Source organism: Streptomyces sp. NPDC040610, from assembly GCF_055594065.1.
Genome location: NZ_JBVIXA010000004.1, coordinates 17666 through 42434, shown reverse-complemented (window position 1 = coordinate 42434; position 24769 = coordinate 17666). Strand labels below are relative to the sequence as shown.

Here is a 24769-nt window from a genome sequence, read left to right as displayed (position 1 = left end):
ACCGGAAGGACGAGAGAGGCGGGCCGCTGGATGCCAGACCTGAGCGTCGTCGTGTACGGCCGCAATGTGCAGGGACATCTCCCCGAGGCCCTGGCGGAGCTGGCGGACGCCGCCCCCGCGGTCGAGGTGGTCCTCGCGGCCGTCGGCGCGTCCGCCCAGGAGGCCGCGGCCCGGCATCCGTACGTCACGGTGGTCCCGCTGCCCGACGGCACCCCGGACGGCGCGGCCCGTGCGGCGGGCGCGGCGCGGGCGAGCGGGCGCCGGCTGCAGTTCGCGCACAGCAAGGACGGGGTGCCCGCGCTCGCGGCCCGAGCGGTCGCCGAACGCGCAGCGGCCCTCGACGACTCCGTGGACGTCCTGCTCACCGACCACGTCGTCTCCACCTGGCGGCACACGCGGACGCCGAGCCGCGACGGCCGGTTCCTGGCCAAGCCGGGCCGCCGGGACGTGCCGCTCGCCGACTGCCCGGACCTGCTGAAGGTCGCGCCGCTGCTCGGGACGAGGATCGTGCGGGCCGACTTCTGGCGGGCCCACGCGGAGCTGTTCGCCACGGACGACGAGCTGTTCGTGGCGTACGCGATGCCGCTGGTCGCCGAGCGCGTGGCAGCGCACGACCAAGTCGCCCTGGAGGACCGGCGTTTGCGGGTGGAGAGCCTGCCGCCGGTCACGCCCGAGGACCGCTTCGCGCTCCTGGAGACGTACGAGCGGCTCCTGGACCTGGCGGCCGAGCGCGACGCGGGAGGCGGCCCGAGCGCTGTGCTGTACGCGGCGATGGTCACCGCGAGCCTGCGGATCGTCGCCCGCGACCGGCTGCCCGAACCGGCGGCGCGGGAGTTCTTCCGCCGGGCCTCGCGCGCGGCGGTCGCCCACCGCCCGCCCGGGTACCGCCGCCCCGGCGGCCTCGAAGGGGTGCGCCGACGCCTCCTGGAGGAGGACGCGTACGCGAAGTACCGCGCGTTCCAGGCGGTCAACCAGCGGCGGCGCAAGGTGCGTTCGGCCGTCGGGGCGGGGCGGGCCGCGGTCGGCAGGAAGGTCCGGGACGCGCGCTACCACCAGGACCTGCGGCGCCCGGTCGACCCGAACCTGGCCGTGTTCTCCGCGTACTGGGACCGGGGTGTCGCCTGCAACCCGGCCGCGATCGCCGCGAAGCTCGCCGAACTCGCCCCGCACATCCACCCGGTGTGGGTGGTCGCCGCCGAGAACGTACCGCTGCTGCCGCCCGGCACCGACCACGTCGTCCCCGGCACGCGCCGCCACTCACGCGTCCTGGCGACCGCGAAGTACCTGGTGAACAACGCCAACTTCCCCAACGCGACCGTGAAGCGGCCCGACGCCGTGCACGTCCAGACCCACCACGGCACGCCCCTCAAGCGCATGGGCCTGGACCAGCTCGACTACCCGGCGGCGGCCAAGGGCCTGAACTTCCACGACCTGCTCGCGCGCGTGGACCGCTGGGACTACAGCGTCTCGTCCAACAGCCACTCCACGCAGATGTGGCAGCGCGCCTACCAGTCGCGGTACGTGGAGCTGGACCACGGCTATCCGCGCAACGACGTGTACTACTCGGCGACGGCCGCCGACGTGCGCGCGGTCCGCGAACGCCTCGGCATCGCGCCCGGGAAGCGGGCCCTCCTCTACGCCCCCACGCACCGCGACTACGAGGCCACCTGGACCCCGCGCCTCGACCTCGCGGCCCTCGCCGACCGGCTCGGCGGGGACACCGTGCTCCTGGTGCGCGGCCACTACTTCTACGGCGGCACGGCCTCCCCGCTCGCCGGGCTGCGCCGCGCCGGGCGCGTCATCGACGTGTCGGCGTACGACCCCGTCGAGGACCTGGCGCTCGCCGCCGACGCGCTGATCACGGACTACTCCTCCATCATGTTCGACTACGCCAATCTGGACCGCCCGATCGTCATCTACGCCGACGACTGGGAGACGTACGCGAAGACGCGCGGCGTGTACTTCGACCTGCTGGCGGAGCCGCCGGGCCAGGTGGCCCGCACCCAGGAGGAGTTGACGCAGGTTCTCGCCTCCGACGCCTGGCGGGACGAGACGGCGGCGAAGGCGCGGGCGGCGTTCCGGCGGCGCTTTTGCGAGTTCGACGACGGGCGGGCGGCGGAGCGGGTCGTACGGCGGGTGTTCCTGGGCGAGAGCGAAGCGTCGCTGCCGCCGGTCACACCCCTGGACGAACGGACCCCGGCCCCGACTCCGGAGGAGGCGGCACGATGAGCACCGAGGCTGCGATGACCACCGAGGCCCTTGAAGTCCCCGACGTGACCATCACCGTCATCGTCTACAACGACGCCGAGCGGCTGCCGCGCGCGGTGGCCTCGCTCCGCCGCCAGACGCACCCGAACATCGAGATCGTCATCAGCGACGACCACTCGACGGACGAGACGCCCCGTGTGGCACGGGAGTTGGCGGCGCGGGACGAACGGATCACGTACCTCCGCCTCCCCCGGAACAGCGGCGGCTGCAGCGCGCCGCGCAACCGAGCCATCGACATCGCGCGGGCACCGTTCCTGATGTTCCTGGACAGCGACGACGAACTCCCGGAGCGGACGGTGGAGTTGCTTCTGGCCGCCCACGCCGAGGCGGAAGTCGACTTCGTGATGGGCGCCGTGGAGCGGGTCCGCGTGGACACCGGCCGTACGTCGACGTGGATGCCGCACCTCGTCGCGGAGCGCCGCACGGTGGCGGGCATCGAGGCCGAACCCGGCCTGTTCTTCGAGCACTTGTCGACGAGCAAGATGTACCGGAAGTCCTTCCTGGACCGGAACAACCTCCGCTTCCCCGAGGGCATCCACTACGAGGACCAGCTGTTCTCGGCGCAGGCGTACTGCCTGGCGAAGGCGTTCACGGTGATCCCCGAGCCGGTGTACCGCTGGTACATAGAGCCCTACGGCGCGGCGGAGGCGGCGTCGATCTCCAACCAGCGGCACAAGCTGTCCAACGTCCGCGACCGCGTGCACGTCCAGGGCCTCATCGACACCTTCCTCACGGACAGCGGGCACGCGGGCGTCCGCGAGGCCAAGGACTACAAGTTCCTCAAGCACGACTTCCGGATGTACGCGGGTGACCTCCCCTTCCGGGACGAGGAGTGGCTGCGGGGCTTCGCGGACATCGTGAACCCCTATCTGGCGGGCCTCGCGCAGGGGGCGTACGAGCGGCTGCCGCGCGCGGAGCGCGTCGTCCTCCAACTCGTACGGGACGGACGGCTCGCGGAGGCACAGGTGGCTGCGCGAGGGCTCGGCCACGGGGTCGCTCCGCGCGAGGTGTGTGTGGACGGGGAGGGGCGGCTGTACTGGGGGGCGCGGGTCCCGGACACGCCGTCCGCGCGCGGGGAGCTGGACCTGACGGAACTCGTCCTGGATGCGCGACCCTTCCCCAGTGCGCAGTTCCGGCACGAGATCACGCGCATCGAGCGGGCCCCCGTCGGCGCGGCGCTCGCCCTCTCCGTCCGCACGTACGACCCCGGGCTCCGCCTCCCCGTGGGCCCGCAGGTGGCGAGCCTGGTCGTGGCCCCCGGCCGCCGCCGCATGACGACCCGCTTCCGCCTGGACCCGGTCCGCCCCGGCGTCTTCGAGGGCGAGGTCGTCCTGGACCTGGCGCAGGCCCGCGTCCCCGTGGACGGCTTCTCCGGCACGCGCCACCCCTTGATCCAGCTCACCGACGGCCGCCTGCGCAACAGCGGCCTGCTCCTCGCCCCGCTGTCCTTCCCCCGCATGACGGCCCGGGTCCCCTACCGCTCGGGCACGGCCCCACACCAGGTGACGGCAGAACCGGAAGGCCGCGGCGCGGGCCGCCTCCAACTCACCTGGACCCCGACAGGCGCGACGGCCCACATCCTGCGCCCCCTGACCCGCAGACTCATCGGCCCCCACAACTCCCGCCTACGCCGAGCGGCCCGCCTCCTGACAAGCGCAACCCGCTGACGCGAAGGCTGCACCCGAGCCCACCCTCGCCGCCCCGCCCTTGCCCACCCGCCCGCCCCCGCCACCCCAAGTGAGCCCACGAGGGCAGCAGCCCTCCACCTCTCCCCCTACAGTGCGCCGGAAGCCGCGTCCAGGTCGACCATCACAGCGTCGAACCCCTACCTGCCTCACGCGTTTCCGCCCCTCCCGCTCACGCGCGAACCCCGCGCGTCCCGTCCGCATGCGCGGACCTCGGCACCACTTCGGTGACGGCCTTGAAGACCAGCCAGACAGTTTTGCCAGGGGTGTGCACGGTGACACCGAAGTCGTCGGCCAAGGCCGCTACCAGGCGCAGCCCCCGGCCACCGCACTCCTCGCCGCTCTCACGGACGACCCGCGGCAACCCACCGCCACTGTCACGCACTTCGACCCGGAGCAGCGAACCGTCCGCAACAAGCGTGAGGCAGAACTCGCGCCCCGGCGGAACGCCGTGCAACACGGCATTCGTCGCGAGCTCCGAGACGCAGAGACGCACGTCGTCATACCGATCAGCGACGCCCGCACCCCACTCCACCAGCGTCTCAAGAGCGAAGGCACGAGCAGCGGGCACGGAGCCACGTGCGCGGGGAAATCGTCGTTGCCGTGACAGGGACACGGTGAACACCGCCTTGATCCTGAGCCGTACGATGGCGAAGACCGTACTACTATTCACGAAAAGCGGCAAGGTTGCCCAAGGGGCAGGCGCCGAGCGGGTCGCTTAACGTGTAAAGCAGCAAGGTCGAAGCCACTGGCCACTCGGAGGACACCGTGAGCGAGAGCACGTGGGTCAGCACCTCGATGCCGTACCTGGCGCCGCGAGCGGCGGGGCAGCCCCACGCGTGGGCGGCCGAGGCCGCCGCCCAGGGCGGCAAGGGAGGTCAGCGCATCGCGCACGCCGGGGAGGTACCGGCCCCGGACGCGGTGGCCGCGCTGCTCGGCGTGGCAACCGGTGAGCCCGTCGTCGTGCGCCGTCGGGTCATCGAACTGGATGACCGGCCATGCGAGTTGACGGACACGTACTATCCCGTGTCCATCGCCCGCGGCACCCGCCTCGCCGAGAAGAGGAAGATCCCCGGCGGTGCCGTCACGCTGCTCGCCGAACTCGGCCACGTCGGCGTACGGGTCCGGGAAGACGTCACCGCGCGGATGCCCAGCGCGGACGAGCGCGAGACGCTGCGTACAGGCACGGACGAACCTGTCCTGCGCCTGTCCAGGGTCACCCTGGACAGCGACGACCAGCCGATCCAGGTCGACCTGATGGTCATGCCCGCCCATCGGCAGCAACTGCGTTACGAGATCAGGATCGGATGACCGTGCCCACCACCGAAGCCCACGCGCTCGACCGCCGCTCACTGCACGAGCGGATCGCCGCCGACCTCCGGGACGAGATCATGAGCGGCGATCTGCCCCCGGGCGGCAAACTGCCGTCCACCGCGCAGTTGAAAACACGCTTCGACGCCTCCAACGCCACCATCCAGAAGGCGCTTCAACTCCTCAAGGACGAACAGCTCGTCATAGGCCGTGCCGGGGCGGCGGTCACGGTACGCGAACACAGGCAGCGCACCATGCGTCCCGCTTCCTACATGGCCCCGGCAGACCCGGGAGAGCCGTATCGCTGGCTCACCGAGGTGGCGCGGCACGGCACGTCGGCGCGCATCACACTGCTGGACGTGGCAGAGGCGCACCCTCCCGCCGATGTCTCGGCCGCCTTGAAGCTCGCCGATGGCGAATCGGCGTTGCTGCGACGGCAGCTCCTCACCATCGACGACGAACCGGCCGAACTGGTCACGTCGTACTACCCGTTGGCCCTGGTCCGGGGAACTGCCATCACGGACAAGCGCCGGATCAAAGGCGGCACCCCGGCCCTGCTCGCCGAGCTCGGCTTCCCGCCGCGCCGGAGTGTGGACCGCGTTTCCGCCAGAGTTCCCACCCAGGACCAGCACCAGGCACTGAGGCTGCCCGGCAACCTGCCGGTACTCCACACCCTGCGCGTCGTCTACAGCGACAACGACCTCCCCATCGAGGTCACCGTCATGGCCAAGGCGGGCCATCTCTACGAGCTGCAATACGAGTTCACACCGGAGTGACCCCGCGGACGCGCCCTCGCCCCCGACGTCCCTGCGCTCAGCACCCTGCTCCGGACCAGTCCGAACCCCGCACCAGATCCGACAGCCACGACGGCGCGCGCCCGCGCGCACGCGGCCAGTTCGGCAACGCCGTAGTAGAAGGCCCCACTACCGGCCGGCCGAAAGGCTTCCGCCAGTTCCCGGGCCCGACGCAGTCGGGGCAGCGCCCTGGCCGGGGCGCCCAGCGCGAGCCGGACCTCGCCCTCGCCGCACAGCGCACGCTGAACCGCTGGACCGCGAGAGCCGCACGGGCGCGGACGGCGAAGTCGGTCATCCGCCCCCACCCCGGGGCCTCAACTCCTCGTACGCCTCCCGCAGTTCCACTGCCTCCCGCAGCCCCCGTCCCTCGACCGCCCTGACGATCTCCAGAGCCCGCCAGTGGTTCGCGGGCAGCAGGCGGCCGGACGCGATCGCGCGCCGCGCGACATCGCACGCCTCGTCGAGCCGGTCGCAGGACAGCAGGGTCAGGGCGAGGTCGATGTGGGCGGAGACGGCGCGGCGGGGCCAGGAGGTCGCGTCGCCGCCGAGCCGGAACCGGGCGATCACCTCGCGGGCGGGCCGCTCCGCGGCGGGGTCTCCCATCCATGCCAGGGTCGTGGCGGTGTACGACGTGGCCTTCGCGGGGTCGTACTGGTAGTGATGCTCCGGCTGGGCCCGCAGCACCATCGTGGTGGCGAGCCGCTGCACGCGCTCGATGGAGTCGTACGCCTCCCGCCGCTGTCCGAGGCGCGCGCGTGCGCGCCCCTCCTGGGCGGTCGCCTGAAGCTCCGCGGATCCGCCGCGCGGGGCGACGTACTGGGCTGCCTGGGACAGTTCAACGGCGCGCGGATAGTCGCCGGTGGTGAGCGCACGCCAGGCCTTCGTCTCGGACGTCCACGCGTGGATCTCGTGGTGCTCGGCGTGCTGGGCCAGCGAGGCCGCGGTGGTGAGCCGCGCCGCTGCCGCTCGGCTCTGCCTGAGGTCGACGTGCAGGGTCGCGGCGAGCAGCGAGAGCCAGCCGCCCAGGACGATGAGGCGCCGGTGTTCGCTCAGCGTCTTGCGGTCGTCCAGCAGCTTGGTCACGTACGACAGGTGTCGGCGCACATCGCACAGCAGCTCGGGCGGCGGCGCCGTCTGGTAGCGGACCGCCAACTCGTCGAAGGCCCCCTCCAGTCGCTCAAGCGTCTCCGCGCCGACGTCGCCGGCCCGCACGCGCCGTGCCAGCTCGACCGCTTCCAGGTCGTCGCCGGTTTCCTCGTCCGCCCCCGCTGCCGCGCTCCCGGTGATGCTCGCGGCCGGCAGCGCCCCATCGGCACCGGTGAGCCGGTCGAGCCCGCGCCGCAGATTCTCGGAGGGCCGTCGCTTGCCCTTCAGGACGCGGGACAGATACGCCACGTCGTAGTTGAGCGCACGCGCTGCCTGGCGCATGGAGATGCCCTGGTCCGTCAGGGCGTCACGGGCACGGGTGGCGAAGTCGGTCACGGGCGCTCCGGACAGCTGTCGACCGTTGACTCCGAGTCTAGTCAACGGCCGGTCCACTGGGCCGGGTTGTGGCCGCGGGCGAAGGATGGTCGACGCAAGCCGCCACCCGGTGCCGCGTCCGGCCCGGGCCCTCAGGCCAGACTGGAGCACCACCCATGCCCGACCCCGCCCCCACGCCCGGAACCCCAAGCACCACACCCCCTCCCCCGGCATGACCCTCCGCGTCTGCACCGTCAACCGCGACGGCACCGTCACCCAGGACACCGGCACCCGCCGCAAAACCCCCCAACGGCGGCCTCCCGCCCCTGAGTTCACGCCCATCCCTGTGCACCTGCCCCCGTTGCCCGGGGTACCCGGCGGCCCCCTGACCCCCTCAGTACGTGTGAGCCCCGGCCTGGGCGGCAGCCCCAGCGCCACCCCGCCCGGGTCGACCCACCCCGGCCCCACCCCCCGCCCCCTCCAGGGCGACCTCCCGCGCGACGGCCATGTCGCTGAACGGAAGCAGTCGCCCCCGCACGGTCTGGTGCGGCTCGCTGCCCTTGCCCGCGATGAGGACCGTGTCCCGGGGCCCCGCCGAGGAGAGGGCGAAGGCGATTGCCTCGCGGCGGTCGGCGAGGCGCTCGAAGGGCGTGCCCGTCGCGGTGAGGCCGGGCGTGATCTCGTCGAGGATGGCTTCGGGGTCCTCGTCGCGGGGGTTGTCGGAGGTCAGGACGCACAGGTCGGAGTGGGTCCCGGCGATCCTGCCCATGTCGGCCCGCTTCGTGGTGTCCCGGTCGCCGCCGCAGCCGAAGACGGTGATCACGCGGCCGCGCGCGTAGCCGCGGATGGTGGTCAGGACCTTGTCCAGGGAGTCGGGGGAATGGGCGTAGTCCACGATCACGGAGGTGCCGTCGGTGGTCTCGAAGCGTTCGAACCGGCCGGGTACGGGCGGCATGTGGGCGAGCGCGGCGACAAGCGCGTCCAGGTCGTGCCCCAGGACGTGGCAGGAGGCCAGCGCCGCAAGGGCGTTGGCGACCGAGTACCGGCCGGGGAAGGGTATGGCCGCCGGATACGCCCGCCCACCGTGCCGCAGCGTGAACCGCGTCCCCGTGGCGCTCACCGCGAGCCCGGTCGCCCGGTAGTCCGCCGGTACGTCGAGCGCGTACGTGGTCACCGCCCCCGGCATCATCGCCACGATCCCGGCGCCCACGGGGTCGTCGGCGTTGACCACCGCGTGCCCGCACAGGCCTTGGAAGAGCCGGAGCTTGGCGTCCCGGTAGTCGGCCATCGTGCCGTGGTCGTCGAGGTGGTCCTGCGTGAGGTTGGTGAACACCCCGACGTCGATGAACGTCCGGTCCACCCGGTGGGTGAGCAGCGCCATCGAGGTGGCTTCGAGGACCACGCTGCCGGTCGCGCGGTCCCGCATGTGCCCGAGCAGGTACTGCAGGTCGGGCGACTCCGGAGTGGTGAGCACCGAGGGCGGCATCGGGATCAGCTCGTCGCCGATGCGGCTGCCCGCCGTCCCGATGACTCCGACCTTCGCCCCCGTGGACATCCGCAGTACGGCTTCGACCATGTACGAGACCGACGTCTTGCCGTTGGTCCCGGTGATCGCGACCATGTCCATCCACCGGCCCGGCTCACCGACGTACCGGGAGGCCACGACCGCGGCCGCCCGGCGGGCGTCCGGCACCCGCACGGTGCACCTGCCCGCGGCTCCCGGGAGTTCTGGAAGGGCGGGAAGGACCGGCAGGCCGGGAAGAGCTGGATCCGGCCCCTCGGCCACCGGCCCCTCGGCCACCGAGCCCTCGACCACCGGCCCCTCGACCACCGAGCCCTCGGCCACCTGCCCCTCGACCACCACAGCGCCAGCGCCCCGCGCGAACGCGGCCGCCACCGAGCCGGGCCCGCCCTCCCGGTGTCCCGGCACGGCGATGAAGACGGACCCGGGCGTGACCCGGTCGACGTCGAAGGTCACCCCCGCCGTGACCTCGGTCGCGCTCGGGTCACCCTCAAGTACCTGATGTTCCTGTCCGGCCAGCAGCTCGCTCAGCTTCACAGTGATCCCTTCGAGGTGGCCCCGGCCCGGTCGTGTGGTCGGAGCCAGGTGGCAGCACCGGCGGAGGCCGGCAAGCTGGTGTGGCGATGGGGCGAGGGAAGGGAATTCGCCCGGCGGGGCGGGGGGAGGGAAGGCGCAAACGGCTCTCGGCGCCTGGAGGCCCTGGCAGGCCGCGGGACGCCCCGCGAATGGCCCGGCGCGCGGCACGGAGGAGCGGCGAACCGGTGCGCCCCAGCGCGCTAACCGTGCCCGTGGAGAGCGATCCGCCGGGGAAGAGGTGTCTCGACGTCAACGGCGACAGCCGCGTGGACGACGATCGGGCGCGGTCCTGAGGCCGCCCTGTGCGGGCACTGCCTCAGCGAACCCATGCGACCCATGAGCCCGAGTGTACGGCCGTTCCGGCGGCCCCCAGTCCAGATCCTCCCGTGGGCCGGTGCCACCTCACCCCACCACCCGGTACAGCCCCAGCCCCCGCGGCCCCGTCCCCACCTTCCGCAGCGCGGGATCGTCCGCCCCCAGTCCCCCGTCCCCGGGATACGCCACGACCCACCGCACCCCGTACCGCCGCAGCACCTCCACCCGCTCGGCCCGGGGCGTACCCGGCGCGAAGTACCGGCGCACGGCGTCCTCGCGCGCGACTTCGTCGGAGAGGAAGAAGTCGGGGTAGCCGGGAGCCACCGTGTACGCCCCGTACGCCGGGATCTGCCGGGCGGGGAACGTCTTCGCCATGACGACGTCCCCGTACCGCACCCAGGGCGTGATCCACCGGTAACCGGGCCACGGCGGCCAGTACTTCGCGGCGACGGCGGAGGGCAGCGCGCCCTTCGGGAGTACGTAGCCCAGCGTCCCGGCCTGCCCCCACGCGCCGACGGCCAGGGCGAGGGCCAGGGCGGCGGCGAGGACAGCGGCGAAGACCCGACGGGCAGTGGGGACCGCCCCCGCGGCCCTCGACGTCACCGCCACCCCGACCGCCCCCGCCACCTCCACCGCCGCCGCGACCTGCGCCGGAATCAGCGCCGCAGGCAGCACCCGCCCCCACGAGTAGTGACCGCTCAGGCCCCCGGCCGCGAACACCACCGCGCCGAGCGCGAAGAACAGCACCAGCGGATCGCGCCGGTCCCGGCGCAGGCGCAGGGCCAGCGCGGCCACACCCAGCAGGGCCAGGCCGAAGCGGCCGAGGAGGTCGCGGTACAGGGGGCGGTGGATCTGCTCCAGGTCCGCGCCCGCGCCGAAGAGTTCGAAGAAGGGGTAGTACGGCCAGACGGCGAGCACCACGAGGCCGAGGGCGAGACCGGCGGCCAGGCGCAGCAGAACCGCGCGCGGGGGCCACGGCCGGGCGCCGAGCAGCATCGCCGCCGCGCCGAGCGAGGCGACGACACCGGTGAACTGGTGGGTGAGGAGGACCACGGCCCACAGGACGCCGAGGCCGAGGAACACCGGCCACCCCGAGCCCGCCCGCAGGGCCTTCCGCAGCCACGCCCACAGGTGGAAGGACAGGCCCAGCGCGAACGTACTCGGATACGACACCGTCAGGGCAAGGGAGTTGAGCCCGATGAATCCGCTCCACCCGAACAGCGCCGGACCCCACAGGAACAGCACGCACAGCACGGCGAGCGGCGGGGCGGCCCGGCGCTCCGTCAGCGTACGGACGAAGTGCCAGATCCCGGAGAGGAGAAGGACGAGGCCGACGACGGCCGCGCCGCGCAGCACCCCGAAGACCCCCGCCCCCGTCGCCTTGGCGAGGCAGCCGAGGAGGACCGTCCACGGGGAGTAGTAGGGGCTGGGTACGTCGGCGTCGACGAGCGGGTCGCCGGGGTGGAGCGGGTCGTGGCGGACGCGTTCGATCGTCGCCGCGTGGATGCCCAGGTCACCGACCCAGGGGAGGCGGACGACGACGGCGAGGAGAAGGGCGGTGACGGCGCCCGCCGCCGCCCGGAGCCCCCACACCCAGCGGGACCGGCTAGGCCCGCCGGGCGTCATGGTGGGCCCTGTGCTGGAACACCCACGTCCGGTACACCAGGAAGCGGAACGCCGACGCCAGCACGATGGACTGCGCCTTCGCGATGTTGGAGCCGAGCGGCCCGTTGAGGCCCGCCCCGTGGTACGCGGCGTAGAACAGCAGGCTCTCCATGACGACGCCGATGCCGCTGAAGACGAAGAAGAGGGCGATCTGCCGCTTGGTGCGCGAGGCGCGGTCCCGGTACGCGTAGAAGCGGAAGCCGAGGTAGTTGGTGCCCATGGCGACACAGCTGGCGAGCACCGTGGCGGTCATCGGGGCCCGGCCGAGGCCGTGCAGGAGCAGGTTGAAGACGACGAGGTTGACGGCCACTCCGCTGCCGCCGACGACGCCGAACCTGACGACCTCCAGGAACAGTCGGCGCAGCCGGGCGAGGGGAACGCGGGGCGCGGCGGGGGCGGGAGCGACGACGGGCCCGGCCGGCGCCTCGTGCAGCGTGCTGGTCATACGGACGGCCCCGAACCCGACCCGGGCCGACGCCCCGGTACGCCGGGGACCCCACGGGCCCCGCGGGAGAGCCGCAGCTTCCACGGCATCACCACGGACTCCAGCTGCACCATCAGATTCATCTTGGACTCGCCGACCGTCCGGTCCTCGAAGTGGATCGGGACCTCCATGACGTCGAAGCCGTGGCCCACCGCCCGGTACTTCATCTCGACCTGGAAGCTGTAGCCCGCGCTGTCGACGGATCCGAGGTCGACCGCGCGCACCGCGTCGGCCCGCCACAGGTTGAAGCCGCCGGTGATGTCGCGGACGCGGGTGCCGAGGATGGTGCCCGCGTAGGCGTTGGCCCAGCGGGACAGGAGCTTGCGGTGGGCGCCCCAGGCGTCGGAGAGCGTGCCGCCCTGGACGTACCGGCTGCCGACGACGACCCCGGCGTCCGTGGCGAGCGCGACGCCGAGCAGCTCCGCGACCTTCTCCACGGGGTGGCTGCCGTCGGCGTCCATCTGCAGGACGTAGTGCGCGCCGTCCTCGACGGCCTTGGCCATCCCGGCCGCGTAGGCCCGGCCGAGGCCGTCCTTCTCGGTGCGGTGCAGCACGTGCATGCGGCGGCGGCCCTCCGTCTCAGCGTGCCGTCGCGCGTGCTCCTCGGCGATGTCGCCGGTGCCGTCGGGGCTGGAGTCGTCGACGACGAGCAGGCTGAGGCCCGGCAGTGGCAGGGCGAGCAGGGCGTCGGCCATGCCGGGCAGGTTCCCGGCCTCGTTGTACGTCGGCATCACGACGGTCAGCGGTGTGGCGGCCCACTCCTCGGGCAGCCGTCCGGCGCCGAGCACCCGGACCGCGCGCTCCGCAGCGTCCAACGGACTTGCTTCTGTCATCGGCTTACCCTGCTCCCTCCGGGATCCATCCGTCAGACAATCTCATCCACCGTAGCCCAAATGCCGGAATTAACGGCTTATGGCATCGATCGTCACCCGTTCCGCAGACTGCGGGTGCCCGCCGACACACCCGAAAGCCCCCCGAAAACGCCGACAGGGGCGCCCCGCACCACACGGTGCGGAGCGCCCCCGGCGACGTACGGCCTACGAGTGCGTGCGCAGCAGCGTCCGCATCGTCCGCATCGCCACCGACAGGTTCGCCAGGTCGAAGGCGTCGGAGCCCTGGATCTCCTCCAGGGTGGTCCGGGCCCGGCCCAGGATCGCCGCGTTCTTGTCCTCCCACGCCTTGAAGCGCTGCTCCGGCGTGGCCGTGCCGTCGCCGACGGCGAGGACGTCGGCCGTCAGCGCGGCGTGCGCCGCGTACAGGTCCTCGCGGATGGAGGCGCGGGCCATCGACTGCCAGCGGTCGGCCCGCGGCAGCTCGATGATCCGGTCCATGAGCTGGGTGATCCGCAGCCGGTCGGCGAGGTCGTAGTAGATCTCGGCGACGGCCAGCGGCTCCTTGCCCATGCGGTCCGCGACGGCCACGATGTCGAGCGCCGGGAAGGCCGAGGAGAACCCGGCGACCCGCTGCGCCAGCTCGTCGGGGACCCCGGCGCCGGACAGCTCCTCGCGGATGTTCTCGTACCACTCCAGGTCGGAGCCGCGCATCAGCTTCGGCAGCTCGGTCCACACCTGGTCGACACCGGCGCGGAAGAACTCGACGGTCTCGGCGAGCTGCAGCGGCTGCGGCCGGTTGTTGAGCAGCCAGCGCGTGCCGCGCTCGACGAGGCGGCGGCAGTGCAGCCGCACCCGCGTCTGCACATCGGCGGCCACCTCGTTGTCGAGCGCCTCGACGGCGTCCCAGACCTCGCCGAGCCCGAAGATCTCGCGCGCGCACAGCTGGGCGCGCACGATCTCCTCGAGCGAGGCGCCGGTCTCCTCGCGCAGCCGGTGCAGGAAGGTCGAGCCGCCGGTGTTGACGGTGTCGTTGACCAGGACGGTCGTGATGATCTCGCGGCGCAGCGCGTGCGCGTCGACCTGCTCGGCGAACTTCTCGCGCAGCGCCTTCGGGAAGTACGCGTGCAGCAGCCGCCGCAGGTAGTCGTCGTCGGGCAGCGTCGTGTGGATCAGCTCGTCCGCGGCGACGATCTTCGTGTACGCGAGGAGCACGGCCAGCTCGGGCTGCGAGAGGCCGCGGCCGGAGCTGAGCAGTTCCCGGATCTGCCGGTCGGTGGGCAGGAACTCAAGGCCCCGGTCGAGCTGGCCCTCACGGCCCAGGCGGCGCATGAACCGCTGGTGGGCGTGGAGCAGCGAGGGCGACTCGAAGACGGAGTTGGCGAGCGCGGTGTTCTGCGCGTAGTTGTTGCGCAGGACGAGCTGGCCGACCTCGTCGGTCATTTCGGCGAGCAGCTTGTTGCGCTGCTTGACGGTCATGTCCCCGGCCTGCACCACGGCGTTCAGCAGGATCTTGATGTTCACCTCGTGGTCGGAGGTGTCCACGCCCGCGCTGTTGTCGATGGCGTCGGTGTTGATACGGCCACCGGCGCGCGCGAACTCGATCCGGCCGAGCTGGGTCAGGCCCAGGTTGCCGCCCTCGCCGACGACCTTCACGCGCAGGTCGGCGCCGTCGACGCGGATGGCGTCGTTGGCCTTGTCGCCGACGTCCGCGTGCGACTCGGCGCCCGCCTTCACGTACGTGCCGATGCCGCCGTTCCACAGCAGGTCCACCGGCGCCTTGAGGATGGCCTGCATCAGCTCGGCCGGGGTCATCTTGGCGCCGCCGGTCTCGATGCCGAGGGCCTGGCGGATGTGCGCGTTGAGCTGGATCGCCTTGGCCGAGCGGGGGAAGATCCCGCCGCCCGCGGAGAGCAGCTCCTTGTTGTAGTCGGCCCAGCTGGAGCGGGGCAGCTCGAACAGGCGGCGGCGCTCGGCGTAGGAGGTGGCCGCGTCCGGGTTCGGGTCGATGAAGATGTGCCGGTGGTCGAAGGCGGCGACCAGGCGGATGTGCTCGGAGAGCAGCATGCCGTTGCCGAACACGTCGCCGGACATGTCGCCGACGCCGACCGCCGTGAAGTCCTCGGTCTGGGTGTCGTGGCCCAGCTCGCGGAAGTGCCGCTTGACGGACTCCCAGGCGCCGCGGGCGGTGATGCCCATGCCCTTGTGGTCGTAGCCCGCGGAGCCGCCGGAGGCGAAGGCGTCCCCGAGCCAGAAGTTGTACGACTCGGCGACCGCGTTGGCGATGTCGGAGAACGTCGCCGTGCCCTTGTCGGCGGCGACCACCAGGTAGGTGTCGTCCTCGTCGTGCCGGACCACGTCGGCGGGCGGCACGACCTCACCGGCGACCAGGTTGTCGGTGATGTCGAGCAGCGCCGAGATGAACGTCTTGTAGCAGGCGACGCCCTCCGCGAGCCACGCGTCGCGGTCCACGGACGGGTCGGGCAGCTGCTTGGCGACGAAGCCGCCCTTCGCGCCGACCGGCACGATGACGGTGTTCTTCACCATCTGCGCCTTGACCAGGCCGAGGATCTCCGTACGGAAGTCCTCCTTGCGGTCGGACCAGCGCAGACCGCCGCGCGCGACCTTGCCGAAGCGCAGGTGCACGCCCTCGACGCGGGGCGAGTACACCCAGATCTCGTACGCCGGGCGCGGCTCGGGCAGGTCGGGGATGGCCTGCGGGTCCAGCTTCATGGAGACGTACGAGTGCGGCTTGCCGCCGCCCGCCTCCTGGAAGAAGTTGGTGCGCAGGGTCGCCTTGATGACGGTGAGGAAGGAGCGCAGGATGCGGTCCTCGTCGAGCGAGGCGACCTGGTCGAGCGCTCCGTCGAGCTCTTCGAGCAGCCCGTCGGTCAGCTCGGTGCCCGCGCGCTGGCGGTCCGGGGACATCCGGGCCTCGAACAGCGAGACGAGCAGCCGGGTGGTGTGGACGTTGTTGAGGAGGGTGTCCTCCATGTAGTCCTGGCTGAACGTGGAGCCCGCCTGGCGCAGGTACTTGGCGTACGCCCGCAGGACCATCGCCTGGCGCCAGTTCAGACCGGCGCGCAGGACGAGCGAGTTGAAGCCGTCGACCTCGGCCTCGCCGGTCCAGGCGGCGGCGAAGGCCTCCTGGAAGCGGGCCCGGCCGTCGTCGCCCAGGTAGTCGCCGTTGCCGTTCTGCGCCTTCGGCATGCGCAGGCCGAAGTCGTAGATCCAGGCGCTGGTGCGGTCCGAGCAGCGCAGCTCGTAGGGCCGCTCGTCAGTGACCTCGACGCCCAGGCGCTGAAGGACGGGCAGGACGGCCGAAAGGGAGATCTGGGCGCCGGAGCGGTAGATCTTGAAGCGGCGCTCGTCGGGCGCGGCGCCCACCGGCTCGTACAGGCTGAGCGCGAAGTCCTGGTGGCTCTGCTGGGAGAGCCGCTCCAGGTGGACGAGGTCGGCGACGGCGGCGCGCGGGGTGTGGTCGGCCTTGTAGCCCTCGGGGAAGGCGCCCGCGTACCGGCGCAGGAGCTCCGCCGCGCGCTCCTCGCCGAGCTCGGCGGTCAGCGCCTCGCCGAAGCCGTCGGCCCAGGAGCGGGCGGCCTCGACCAGACGGGCCTCGATGCGCTCGACGTCGGCGTCGGAGAGGTCGGGGACCTCGCCGCCCTTGGGGACGCGGACGACGAAGTGGATGCGGGAGAGGATCGACTCGGTGTTCCAGGCCGTGAAGTCGACGCTGGCGCCGTTCAGCTCTTCCTTGAGGATGTCGATGATCCGCAGCCGGACGCCGGTGGTGTAGCGGTCGCGCGGCAGGTAGACGAGCGCGGAGTAGTAGCGGCCGTACTCGTCCTTGCGCAGGTACAGGCGCAGGCGGCGGCGCTCCTGGAGGTACAGCACGGACGTGACGATGGACCGCAGCTCGTCGGCCGGAGTCTGGAACAGCTCGTCGCGCGGGTACGTCTCCAGGATCTGCAGCAGGTCCCGGCCGTCGTGGCTGTTGGGCGTGAAGCCCGCGCCCTTGAGGACCTCCTCGACCTTGCGGCGGATGACCGGGACGCGGCGCACGGACTCGGTGTACGCGGCCGAGGAGAACAGGCCGAGGAAGCGGCGCTCGCCGACGACCTCGCCGTTCTCGTCGAACTTCTTCACGCCGACGTAGTCGAGGTAGCTCGGCCGGTGCACGGTGGAGCGGCTGTTGGCCTTGGTGAGGACGAGCAGCTTGTGCTCGCGGGCCTTGGCGCGGGCGTCGGCGGGGAGCCGGTTGAAGGACGGGCTGACCGGGTGGTGGTCGTCGCCCTCGCTGTGGTGCGGGTCGGCGCGCAGGATGCCGAGGCCGGTGCCGGGGACGGCGGCGAGGGAGTCCTCGTCCGTCAGGTCGTACTCGCGGTAGCCGAGGAACGTGAAGTGGTCGGCGGCCAGCCAGCGAAGGAGTTCGCGGGCCTCCTCGACCTCCTGGTCACGGACGTCGTCGGCGGTCGGCTCGGTCGGCAGCTCGTCGGCGATGCGCAGCGCGGCGTCGCGCATCTTGTCCCAGTCCTCGACCGTCTCGCGGACGTCGGACAGGATGCGCAGCAGGTCGGCGGTGATCTGCTTGAGGTCGGCGCGGTCGGTCTCGCGGTCGATCTCGACGTGGATCCAGGACTCGGTGACGGCGTCGTGCGGGCGCTCGGCGCCGGCGTTCTGGCCCTCGGGGAGTACGTCGAGGAGCTTGCCGGTGAGGTCGCGGCGGACCACGACCTGCGGGTGGATGACGACGTGGATGCCGCGTCCCTGCCGGGACAGCTCGTTGGTGACGGAGTCCACCAGGAACGGCATGTCGTCGGTCACGACCTCGACGACGGAGTGGCTGCAGGTCCAGCCGTTCTCCTCGACGGTCGGGGTGTGCACCCGGACGTTGGCGGTGCCCTGGGGGCGGTTCTCGGCCAGCCGGTAGTGGGAGTAGGCGGCGCCGAAGACGTCGACCGGGTCGCGGTCGCCCAGGTCCTCGGGGGCCGTGTGCAGGTAGTACCGCTGGAGGAACGCGAGCACCTTCGAGGGGTCCGCCGGGGTGGCCTGGTCGGCCGCGGCCGCCTTGCCGCCCTTGCGGGCCCCGGCCGTCCCCGACCCGCCGGTGTCGTGGCTCCCGCCCGTGGACCCGGTCGGTGCTCCCGTTGGCAGGCGCCCCCCGACCGGGCTGTTCTCAGCTACCCGGGCGGCCCGCGCGAGCAGCTCGGCCTTGGCTTCGTCCAGCTTGGTCTGCATTGTCCTCTGACTCCTGTCGCGCGCCGTTGCGTGACGTAGAAGGAAGTGATGTGACATAACGCCGCGACGCGGGGTCTCCGGTCGAGGTCGACGGTATGCCGCGATGAGCCCTGAGCGAGCGGAAATCCGCCAATTCTGGCGGAGTCATCGACCGGCCCAGGTGTCCGTGATGTCGCCGATGTCCGCGCCGTACGCTCCGAGAAGAGTCGTCAGCGAGGCGCCCGGCACGGTTCGTGTACACCGTGGTCTCCGGGCGCGGGGCGGAGGCGACGTCGCCTCCGCGGGATATCGCGCTGATCACGGGACAAGGCTATCGCCCCGCACCCGGAAGTCGTCATGAGCCGTATGTGTACAAAACCAGGGGGTCAACTTTGACAGTCTGCACAGTCGCCTCACGCCGATCGTGTGCCGATCCGGCCATGGGCCCGCGGTGGGCACGCGATCCGGGCGCCCTCTTGGCAAACACGGCCGGGCGATGCACGTTGAGCGTGACGGACCGAACAGCGTGACAGACCGAACAGCGTGACGGACCGAACAGCGCGCGACCCGACCCTGGCGACACCCGCGACCCTGGGAGCGAACAGCGATGGCAGCCAAGATCCTCATAGTCACCGGTGACGCGGCGGAGTCACTGGAGGTCCTCTACCCCTTCCAGCGGCTGCGCGAGGAGGGGTACGACGTCCATATCGCGGCCCCCACCCGCAAGAAGCTCCAGTTCGTGGTGCACGACTTCGAGCCGGGCTTCGACACGTACACCGAGAAGCCGGGCTACACTTGGCCCGCCGACCTGGCCTTCGCCGAGGTCGACCCCGGTCAGTATGTCGCCCTGGTCATCCCGGGCGGGCGTGCCCCCGAGTATCTGCGCGCCGACCCCGAGCTGCGCAAGATCCTCAAGTCCTTCTTCGACGCGGACAAGCCCGTCGCCCAGATCTGCCACGGCCCCCTGCTCACGGCGGCCGTGGGCGCCCTCGCGGGCCGCCGCGTCACGGCCTACCCGGCCCTTGAGCTGGACATGCAGGCGGCGGGCGCCACCTTCCAGGACGCGGAAGCGGTGGTCGACGGCACCCTGGTGTCCGCACGCGCCTGGCCGGACCACTCGCGCTGGATGCGTGAATTCCTGACGGTGCTGCGGGCGAAGGCGCCGGTGACGTAGCGGTCCCTGTCGACGGCGGTTGCCCTGTCCACGCGGTGCCCCTGTCGACGGCGGTGCCCCGGCCGCCCCGGCCCGGGGCACCGAAGTCACACGATCAGGCGACCAGCTGCTCCGCCGTCTCCACGGCCTCCCCGAGGCTGTCGACGACGGGCACCCCCGCGGCCTCCAGGCTCCCCCGGCTGTGCGACCCACCGGTGTAGAGCACCGCCTGGGCCCCCACATGGGCCGCGGCCACGGCGTCGTCCAGCGCGTCCCCGATCACCACGATCCGCCGGGCCTCGACCTCCCCCAGCTCCCCGAGGTGCCGGACCATCCGCTCGGCCTTCCCGGCATGGGACGAATCCGTACGCCCGTCGATCCGCACGAACCGCTCGGCGATCCCGTGCCGCCGCACCAACGGCACCAGGTGCTCGTGCGGGGCGAGCGACAGCAACGACTGCGTGCGCCCCTCGGCCTGCCGCGAGGCGAGCAGCTCGGCCGCCCCCTCGGCCAGCCCGCAGGCGTCCACCCGCGCCCCGTAGTGCTTGTGGAACACCGCGTCCATGACCAGCCACTCGTCCTCGGTGGGCAGCCGCCCCATCAGCCGCTTGTAGAACAGCGGCACCGGCACGCAGTACAGCTCCCGATACCGCTCCAGCGTGATCGGCTCGAGCCCGATCTCCAGGAACGACGCGTTCGTCGCGCCGATCACCGCGTCGATGTCGTGCAGGAGGGTCCCGTTCCAGTCCCAGACGATGTGCGCCCCGCGCTGTAGCTTCCCCATGTCGAAAACCGTACCCGGCCCCACCGACAGCCAGACCGGACCGGGCCCCACCTGGGGCGCGACCGCCCCCGGGGACTACGCCTCGGGCCGCACCAGATTCGGGATCTCCTGCGTGGCGAACCAGAGCAGCTCGTGATCCTCGGCCCCGTCCACGACGAACTGCGCGTCGTCGTCCCCCTGGTCCGCCGCCCCCAGCGCGTCCGCCGCCGCGATGACGTCGGCCTCGGCGTCCCCGCCGTCCACGTGCACCGCGGCCGCCTTGGCCAACGGCAGCGCGGCCGTGATCCGCACCTCGCCGAGCGCGCCCCGGTCGAGCCCGCGGTCGGGGTCGACGACCGCCGCGCTGTCCGGCACGTCCGCCGCGAGGACGACGCGGCGCCGCGCGGTCCCCGGCTCCCCGGCGAGCAGTCGCAGCGAGTGCAGCGCCGCCCGGTTCAGGGCTGCGTACTCCAGCTCCTCCAGGTCGTCCGAGACGTACCACTCGCGCAGCGCGGGCGTCACGGCGTACGCGGTCAGCGGCCCGGGACCCAGCTCACCGGCCTCGTGCGCCTGCGCGAGACGGGGCAGTGTCAGGGGAACGTACACGCGCATGGCTGGCCGCTTTCGTAGTCGCGAAGGCTCCCGGGAAGGGCCTCCAGGACTCCCGGGACGGGCCCCCAGGATACGTGCGGGCGTCCCCCTTCGAGCTGCCGCCCGAGCCCTCGGCCGCGTCCACCCCGGTCCAGGTCATCACCCGCCCGGCCCCGGCGAACACGGGCCCGGGGCCACCCCTGCTCACCCAGATGAGTGAACCACTCCGTGGGTCGCGGTCCCCCTCGCCGACCGTTGCGGCGCCCGCCCCGGCCGCCGTACAAGATCCCCAGCACAAGTTACCCCCCGGTACCACGGCTGCCTCACGGCCTACGGATCCCTCTGGCCCCCCTGCCCCACGAACCCACCAGCCCTCCGCCCCGCGAACCCACGGATCCCACCGGCCCTCTGGCCCACGCCCCACGCCCCACGCCCCACGCCCCGAACGGAGCCACACCATGCACGAGCCCTCACCCCCTTCCCACGCCTCCCGCCCCGCCCGCGGCCCCCGCACCGCCCCCCCAGCCGCACACACCCCCCGCCCCCATGCCCAAGGTCATGACCAGGCCCCGTCGCCGCCCCGGGGGTCCCCGCCCCGGTGGCCCCCGTCCACCGGCCACCCGGCCCCCGGGCAACCGCCCGCCCGGCGACCGGCCGCCCGGCCGCCACGACACCCGCGTCCCCGAGCCGCGCCGCCCGCACCCGCCGCTCACGCCGGTCCAGCCGCCCCCGCACCCCACCGAGCTGTTCACGGAGCGCCTGATGCTGGTCCTCAGCGGCCAGCGGCCCCTGCACTGGGTGGCCCGTCATATCGCCCACACCGCGTACGACGACCTGGCCCGCCTCGCCGAGACCCGCCCCTTGGGCACGGTCGGCGGCCACCGCCCTGCCGTGCACCGCGTCGGGCACTACGAGGTGCGCCCCGGGGTCTTCGAGGTCTTCGCGCGCGTGGGCGCGGGCACGGCCTTACGCGCCCTCGCGTTCCGCCTGCACCGGGGCGACGACCAACGCTGGCGCTGCACGGCGGTGGAGGTGGCGGGACCGCCCCTCCGCCGGGGCTGACCGCCAACAAAGGATCACCGACAGAGTGATCGCCGCCAGGCCGACCGCCGCCCACGCGAAAGGCCGGACACCACCCGGTGCCCGGCCCTCGCACAAACCCTGCCTACGCCCTGCGCGGCAGCGCTACTTCTGGCAGCGCTACTTCTTGCGGCGCCGTCCGCCCTTCTGGGCCTTGCGCCGCTCCGCGCGGGTCATGCCGTCGCCGGACGCCGGCGTCGTGCTGCCGGACGGCTGGTCGGAGGTCGCGAAGTCGCCCTCGTCGACACCGCCCTCGGCGTTCGGCGCCTGGAAGTGCAGGCGGTCGGGGCGCTGCGGGGCGTCGAGGCCCTTGGCGCGGATCTCCGGGCGGGCGCCGGCCGGGACCGCGTCCTGGGCGCCGTCCTTGGAGAGCGAGGGCGCGCTGTCCGACACCGGGACCTCCTCGACCTGCTGCTCGACCTGGACCTCCAGGTTGAACAGATAGCCGACGGACTCCTCCTTGATGCCGTCCATCATGGCGTTGAACATGTCGAAGCCCTCGCGCTGGTACTCGACCAGGGGGTCCTTCTGCGCCATGGCGCGCAGGCCGATGCCCTCCTGGAGGTAGTCCATCTCGTAGAGGTGCTCGCGCCACTTGCGGTCCAGGACGGACAGGACGACGCGGCGCTCAAGCTCACGCATGATGTCGGAGCCGAGCTGCGCCTCACGGGCCTCGTACTGCGCGTGGACGTCGTCCTTGATGGCCTCGGAGATGAACTCGGCGGTCAGACCGGCACGGTCGCCGACCTCGTCCTCCAGCTCTTCGATGGTGACCTTCACCGGGTAGAGCTGCTTGAAGGCGCCCCACAGCCGGTCGAGGTCCCACTCCTCGGCGAAGCCCTCGGCGGCCTCGGCGGAGACGTAGGCGTCGATGGTGTCGTCCATGAAGTGCACGATCTGCTCGTGCAGGTCCTCGCCCTTCAGGACGCGGCGGCGCTCTCCGTAGATGACCTCGCGCTGGCGGTTGAGGACCTCGTCGTACTTGAGGACGTTCTTGCGGGTCTCGAAGTTCTGCTGCTCGACCTGGGACTGCGCGGAGGCGATGGCGCGGGTGACCATCTTGTTCTCGATCGGCACGTCGTCGGGGACGTTGGCCATCGACATCACGCGCTCGACCATCTGGGCCTTGAACAGGCGCATCAGGTCGTCGCCGAGGGACAGGTAGAAGCGGGACTCGCCGGGGTCGCCCTGACGGCCGGAACGGCCGCGCAGCTGGTTGTCGATGCGGCGGGACTCGTGCCGCTCGGTGCCGAGGACGTAGAGCCCGCCGAGCTCCTTGACCTCTTCGAACTCGGCCTGCACGGAGCGCTCGGCCTTCTCCAGGGCGGCGGGCAGCGCGGCGGCCCACTCCTCGACGTGCTCGACCGGGTCGAGGCCGCGCTGGCGCAGCTCCGCCTCGGCGAGGTCGTCGGGGTTGCCGCCGAGCTTGATGTCGGTGCCTCGTCCGGCCATGTTCGTGGCGACGGTGACGGCGCCCTTGCGGCCGGCCTGGGCGACGATCGTCGCCTCCCGGTCGTGCTGCTTGGCGTTGAGGACCTCATGCTGGACGCCGCGCTTGGAGAGCTGCTGCGAGAGGTACTCCGACTTCTCGACGGAGGTGGTGCCGACCAGGATCGGCTGGCCCTTCTCGTGCTTCTCGGCGATGTCGTCGACGACGGCGGCGAACTTGGCGACCTCGGTGCGGTAGATCAGGTCCGACTGGTCGGCGCGGACCATGGGCCGGTTCGTCGGGATCGGGACGACGCCCAGCTTGTAGATCTGGTGGAACTCGGCGGCCTCGGTCATGGCCGTACCGGTCATGCCGGAGAGGCCGGGGACTTCCTTGCCCTCGTGGTCGGCGCGCTTGTAGAGGCGGAAGAAGTTCTGCAGGGTGATCGTCGCGAGGGTCTGGTTCTCGTCCTTGATGTCCACCCCTTCCTTCGCCTCGATCGCCTGGTGCATGCCCTCGTTGTAGCGGCGGCCGGCGAGGATACGGCCGGTGTGCTCGTCGACGATCATGACTTCGCCGTCGATGACGACGTAGTCCTTGTCCTTCTTGAAGAGTTCCTTGGCCTTGATGGCGTTGTTCAGGTAACCCACGAGCGGGGTGTTCACCGACTCGTAGAGGTTGTCGATGCCCAGCCAGTCCTCGACCTTGGCGACGCCGGACTCGTGGATGCCGACGGTGCGCTTCTTCTCGTCGACCTCGTAGTCCCCGGTCTCCTCGATGCCCTTCAGGGGCTCGCCGGGCTTGCCCTTGGTGAGGCGGGTCACCAGCTTGGCGAAGTCGCCGTACCACTTGGTGGCCTGGTCGGCGGGGCCGGAGATGATCAGCGGCGTACGCGCCTCGTCGACGAGGATCGAGTCGACCTCGTCCACGATCGCGAAGTTGTGGCCGCGCTGGACCAGCTCCTCCTGCGACCACGCCATGTTGTCGCGGAGGTAGTCGAAGCCGAACTCGTTGTTCGTGCCGTACGTGATGTCGCAGTTGTACATCTCGCGGCGCTCGGCGGGCGGCATGTTCGCGAGGATGCAGCCGACGCTCAGGCCGAGGAACTTGTGGACGCGGCCCATCATTTCGGAGTCGCGCTCGGCCAGATAGTCATTGACCGTGATCAGGTGCACGCCCTTGCCCGAGAGTGCGTTCAGATACGCGGGCAGGGTGCCGACCAGCGTCTTGCCCTCACCGGTCTTCATCTCCGCGACATAGCCGAGGTGCAGGGCCGCGCCGCCCATCATCTGCACGTCGTAGTGACGCTGGCCGAGGACGCGCTTGGCGGCCTCGCGGACCGTGGCGAAGGCTTCCGGCAGGAGGTCGTCGAGGGTTTCGCCGTCGGCGTACCGCTCCTTGTACTCCGCGGTCAACGCGCGCAGCTCGGCGTCGGAGAGGGCGGTGAAGTCCTCTTCGATGGAGTTGACCTGGTCCGCGATGCGGTGCAGCTTGCGCAGGATCTTGCCTTCGCCTGCACGCATGATCTTCGAGAGGACGGACACGGGGGTTGGTCTCCTTGCCGGTCGGGCCTGGCACGGTCGGTTTTACTCGTCGGGCAACGGCCATCGTATGCGAGGACCCGG

16 protein-coding genes are annotated in these 24769 nt (G+C 71.8%); 6 read left to right on the top strand and 10 right to left on the bottom strand.

The genetic code is table 11. The features are described from left to right. Positions 1-30: 30 nt before the first annotated feature. Both ACZ6AA_RS16125 and ACZ6AA_RS16120 read left to right on the top strand, forming a co-directional pair. Positions 31-2229, top strand: coding sequence for a CDP-glycerol glycerophosphotransferase family protein (locus ACZ6AA_RS16125; RefSeq protein WP_471458516.1), 2199 nt, complete (start codon positions 31-33; stop codon positions 2227-2229). Further along, positions 2226-3935: a glycosyltransferase family 2 protein gene (locus tag ACZ6AA_RS16120; protein ID WP_471458514.1), complete on the top strand. Its 1710-nt coding sequence runs from the start codon at positions 2226-2228 to the stop codon at positions 3933-3935. The genes ACZ6AA_RS16125 and ACZ6AA_RS16120 overlap by 4 nt, the downstream gene beginning before the upstream one ends. A gap of 190 nt (positions 3936-4125) precedes the next feature. Here the strand turns inward: ACZ6AA_RS16120 and ACZ6AA_RS16115 are convergent, their stop codons facing one another. After that, positions 4126-4569 (bottom strand): ATP-binding protein, encoded by a 444-nt coding sequence (locus tag ACZ6AA_RS16115; RefSeq protein WP_468450254.1) that lies wholly within the window; start codon positions 4567-4569, stop codon positions 4126-4128. 152 nt (positions 4570-4721) lie between these two features. On the opposite strand from ACZ6AA_RS16115, the gene ACZ6AA_RS16110 reads away from it, so the two are divergent. Together ACZ6AA_RS16110 and ACZ6AA_RS16105 are read left to right on the top strand one after the other, a co-directional pair. Continuing rightward, entirely contained in the window at positions 4722-5264 is a 543-nt protein-coding gene (locus tag ACZ6AA_RS16110) for a GntR family transcriptional regulator (RefSeq protein WP_468450064.1), read from the top strand. Beyond that, on the top strand, positions 5261-6040 hold the full coding sequence (locus ACZ6AA_RS16105) for a GntR family transcriptional regulator (RefSeq protein ID WP_468450065.1): 780 nt from the start codon (positions 5261-5263) through the stop codon (positions 6038-6040). Before ACZ6AA_RS16110 ends, ACZ6AA_RS16105 begins: the two co-directional genes overlap by 4 nt. Positions 6041-6349: 309 nt before the next feature. On the opposite strand, the gene ACZ6AA_RS16100 is transcribed toward ACZ6AA_RS16105, so the two are convergent. The 6 genes from ACZ6AA_RS16100 to ACZ6AA_RS16075 all read right to left on the bottom strand — a co-directional run bounded on the left by ACZ6AA_RS16100 (position 6350) and on the right by ACZ6AA_RS16075 (position 18149). Continuing rightward, complete coding sequence (locus tag ACZ6AA_RS16100) at positions 6350-7540, bottom strand: helix-turn-helix domain-containing protein (protein ID WP_471458512.1); 1191 nt, start codon at positions 7538-7540, stop codon at positions 6350-6352. 373 nt (positions 7541-7913) lie between these two features. Next, the gene (locus ACZ6AA_RS16095; RefSeq protein ID WP_471458510.1) at positions 7914-9578 is read right to left on the bottom strand and encodes a UDP-N-acetylmuramoyl-L-alanyl-D-glutamate--2,6-diaminopimelate ligase; all 1665 of its coding nucleotides are present in this window, start codon (positions 9576-9578) and stop codon (positions 7914-7916) included. 441 nt (positions 9579-10019) lie between these two features. Next, positions 10020-11558: a hypothetical protein gene (locus ACZ6AA_RS16090; protein WP_471458508.1), complete on the bottom strand. Its 1539-nt coding sequence runs from the start codon at positions 11556-11558 to the stop codon at positions 10020-10022. Then, on the bottom strand, positions 11539-12042 hold the full coding sequence (locus ACZ6AA_RS16085) for a GtrA family protein (protein WP_468450068.1): 504 nt from the start codon (positions 12040-12042) through the stop codon (positions 11539-11541). The genes ACZ6AA_RS16090 and ACZ6AA_RS16085 overlap by 20 nt, the downstream gene beginning before the upstream one ends. Further along, positions 12039-12914, bottom strand: a complete 876-nt coding sequence (locus ACZ6AA_RS16080) for a polyprenol monophosphomannose synthase (protein ID WP_468450069.1) — start codon at positions 12912-12914, stop codon at positions 12039-12041. Before ACZ6AA_RS16080 ends, ACZ6AA_RS16085 begins: the two co-directional genes overlap by 4 nt. Positions 12915-13118: 204 nt before the next feature. Next, the gene (locus ACZ6AA_RS16075; protein ID WP_468482828.1) at positions 13119-18149 is read right to left on the bottom strand and encodes an NAD-glutamate dehydrogenase; all 5031 of its coding nucleotides are present in this window, start codon (positions 18147-18149) and stop codon (positions 13119-13121) included. 586 nt (positions 18150-18735) lie between these two features. Here ACZ6AA_RS16075 and ACZ6AA_RS16070 point away from each other — a divergent pair. Then, entirely contained in the window at positions 18736-19302 is a 567-nt protein-coding gene (locus ACZ6AA_RS16070) for a DJ-1/PfpI family protein (protein WP_468450071.1), read from the top strand. Between the two features lie 94 nt (positions 19303-19396). On the opposite strand, the gene ACZ6AA_RS16065 is transcribed toward ACZ6AA_RS16070, so the two are convergent. Next, a complete protein-coding gene (locus ACZ6AA_RS16065) occupies positions 19397-20065 on the bottom strand; it encodes an HAD family hydrolase (RefSeq protein WP_468450072.1) in 669 nt (222 codons plus the stop codon). A gap of 75 nt (positions 20066-20140) precedes the next feature. Further along, positions 20141-20656: a DUF6912 family protein gene (locus ACZ6AA_RS16060; protein WP_087884363.1), complete on the bottom strand. Its 516-nt coding sequence runs from the start codon at positions 20654-20656 to the stop codon at positions 20141-20143. A gap of 537 nt (positions 20657-21193) precedes the next feature. Between ACZ6AA_RS16060 and ACZ6AA_RS16055 the strand changes: the two genes are divergently transcribed. Continuing rightward, positions 21194-21697, top strand: a complete 504-nt coding sequence (locus ACZ6AA_RS16055) for an Rv3235 family protein (protein ID WP_471458505.1) — start codon at positions 21194-21196, stop codon at positions 21695-21697. A gap of 138 nt (positions 21698-21835) precedes the next feature. On the opposite strand, the gene secA is transcribed toward ACZ6AA_RS16055, so the two are convergent. Then, positions 21836-24688, bottom strand: coding sequence for a preprotein translocase subunit SecA (gene secA, locus ACZ6AA_RS16050; protein WP_468450074.1), 2853 nt, complete (start codon positions 24686-24688; stop codon positions 21836-21838). Positions 24689-24769: the final 81 nt, after the last annotated feature.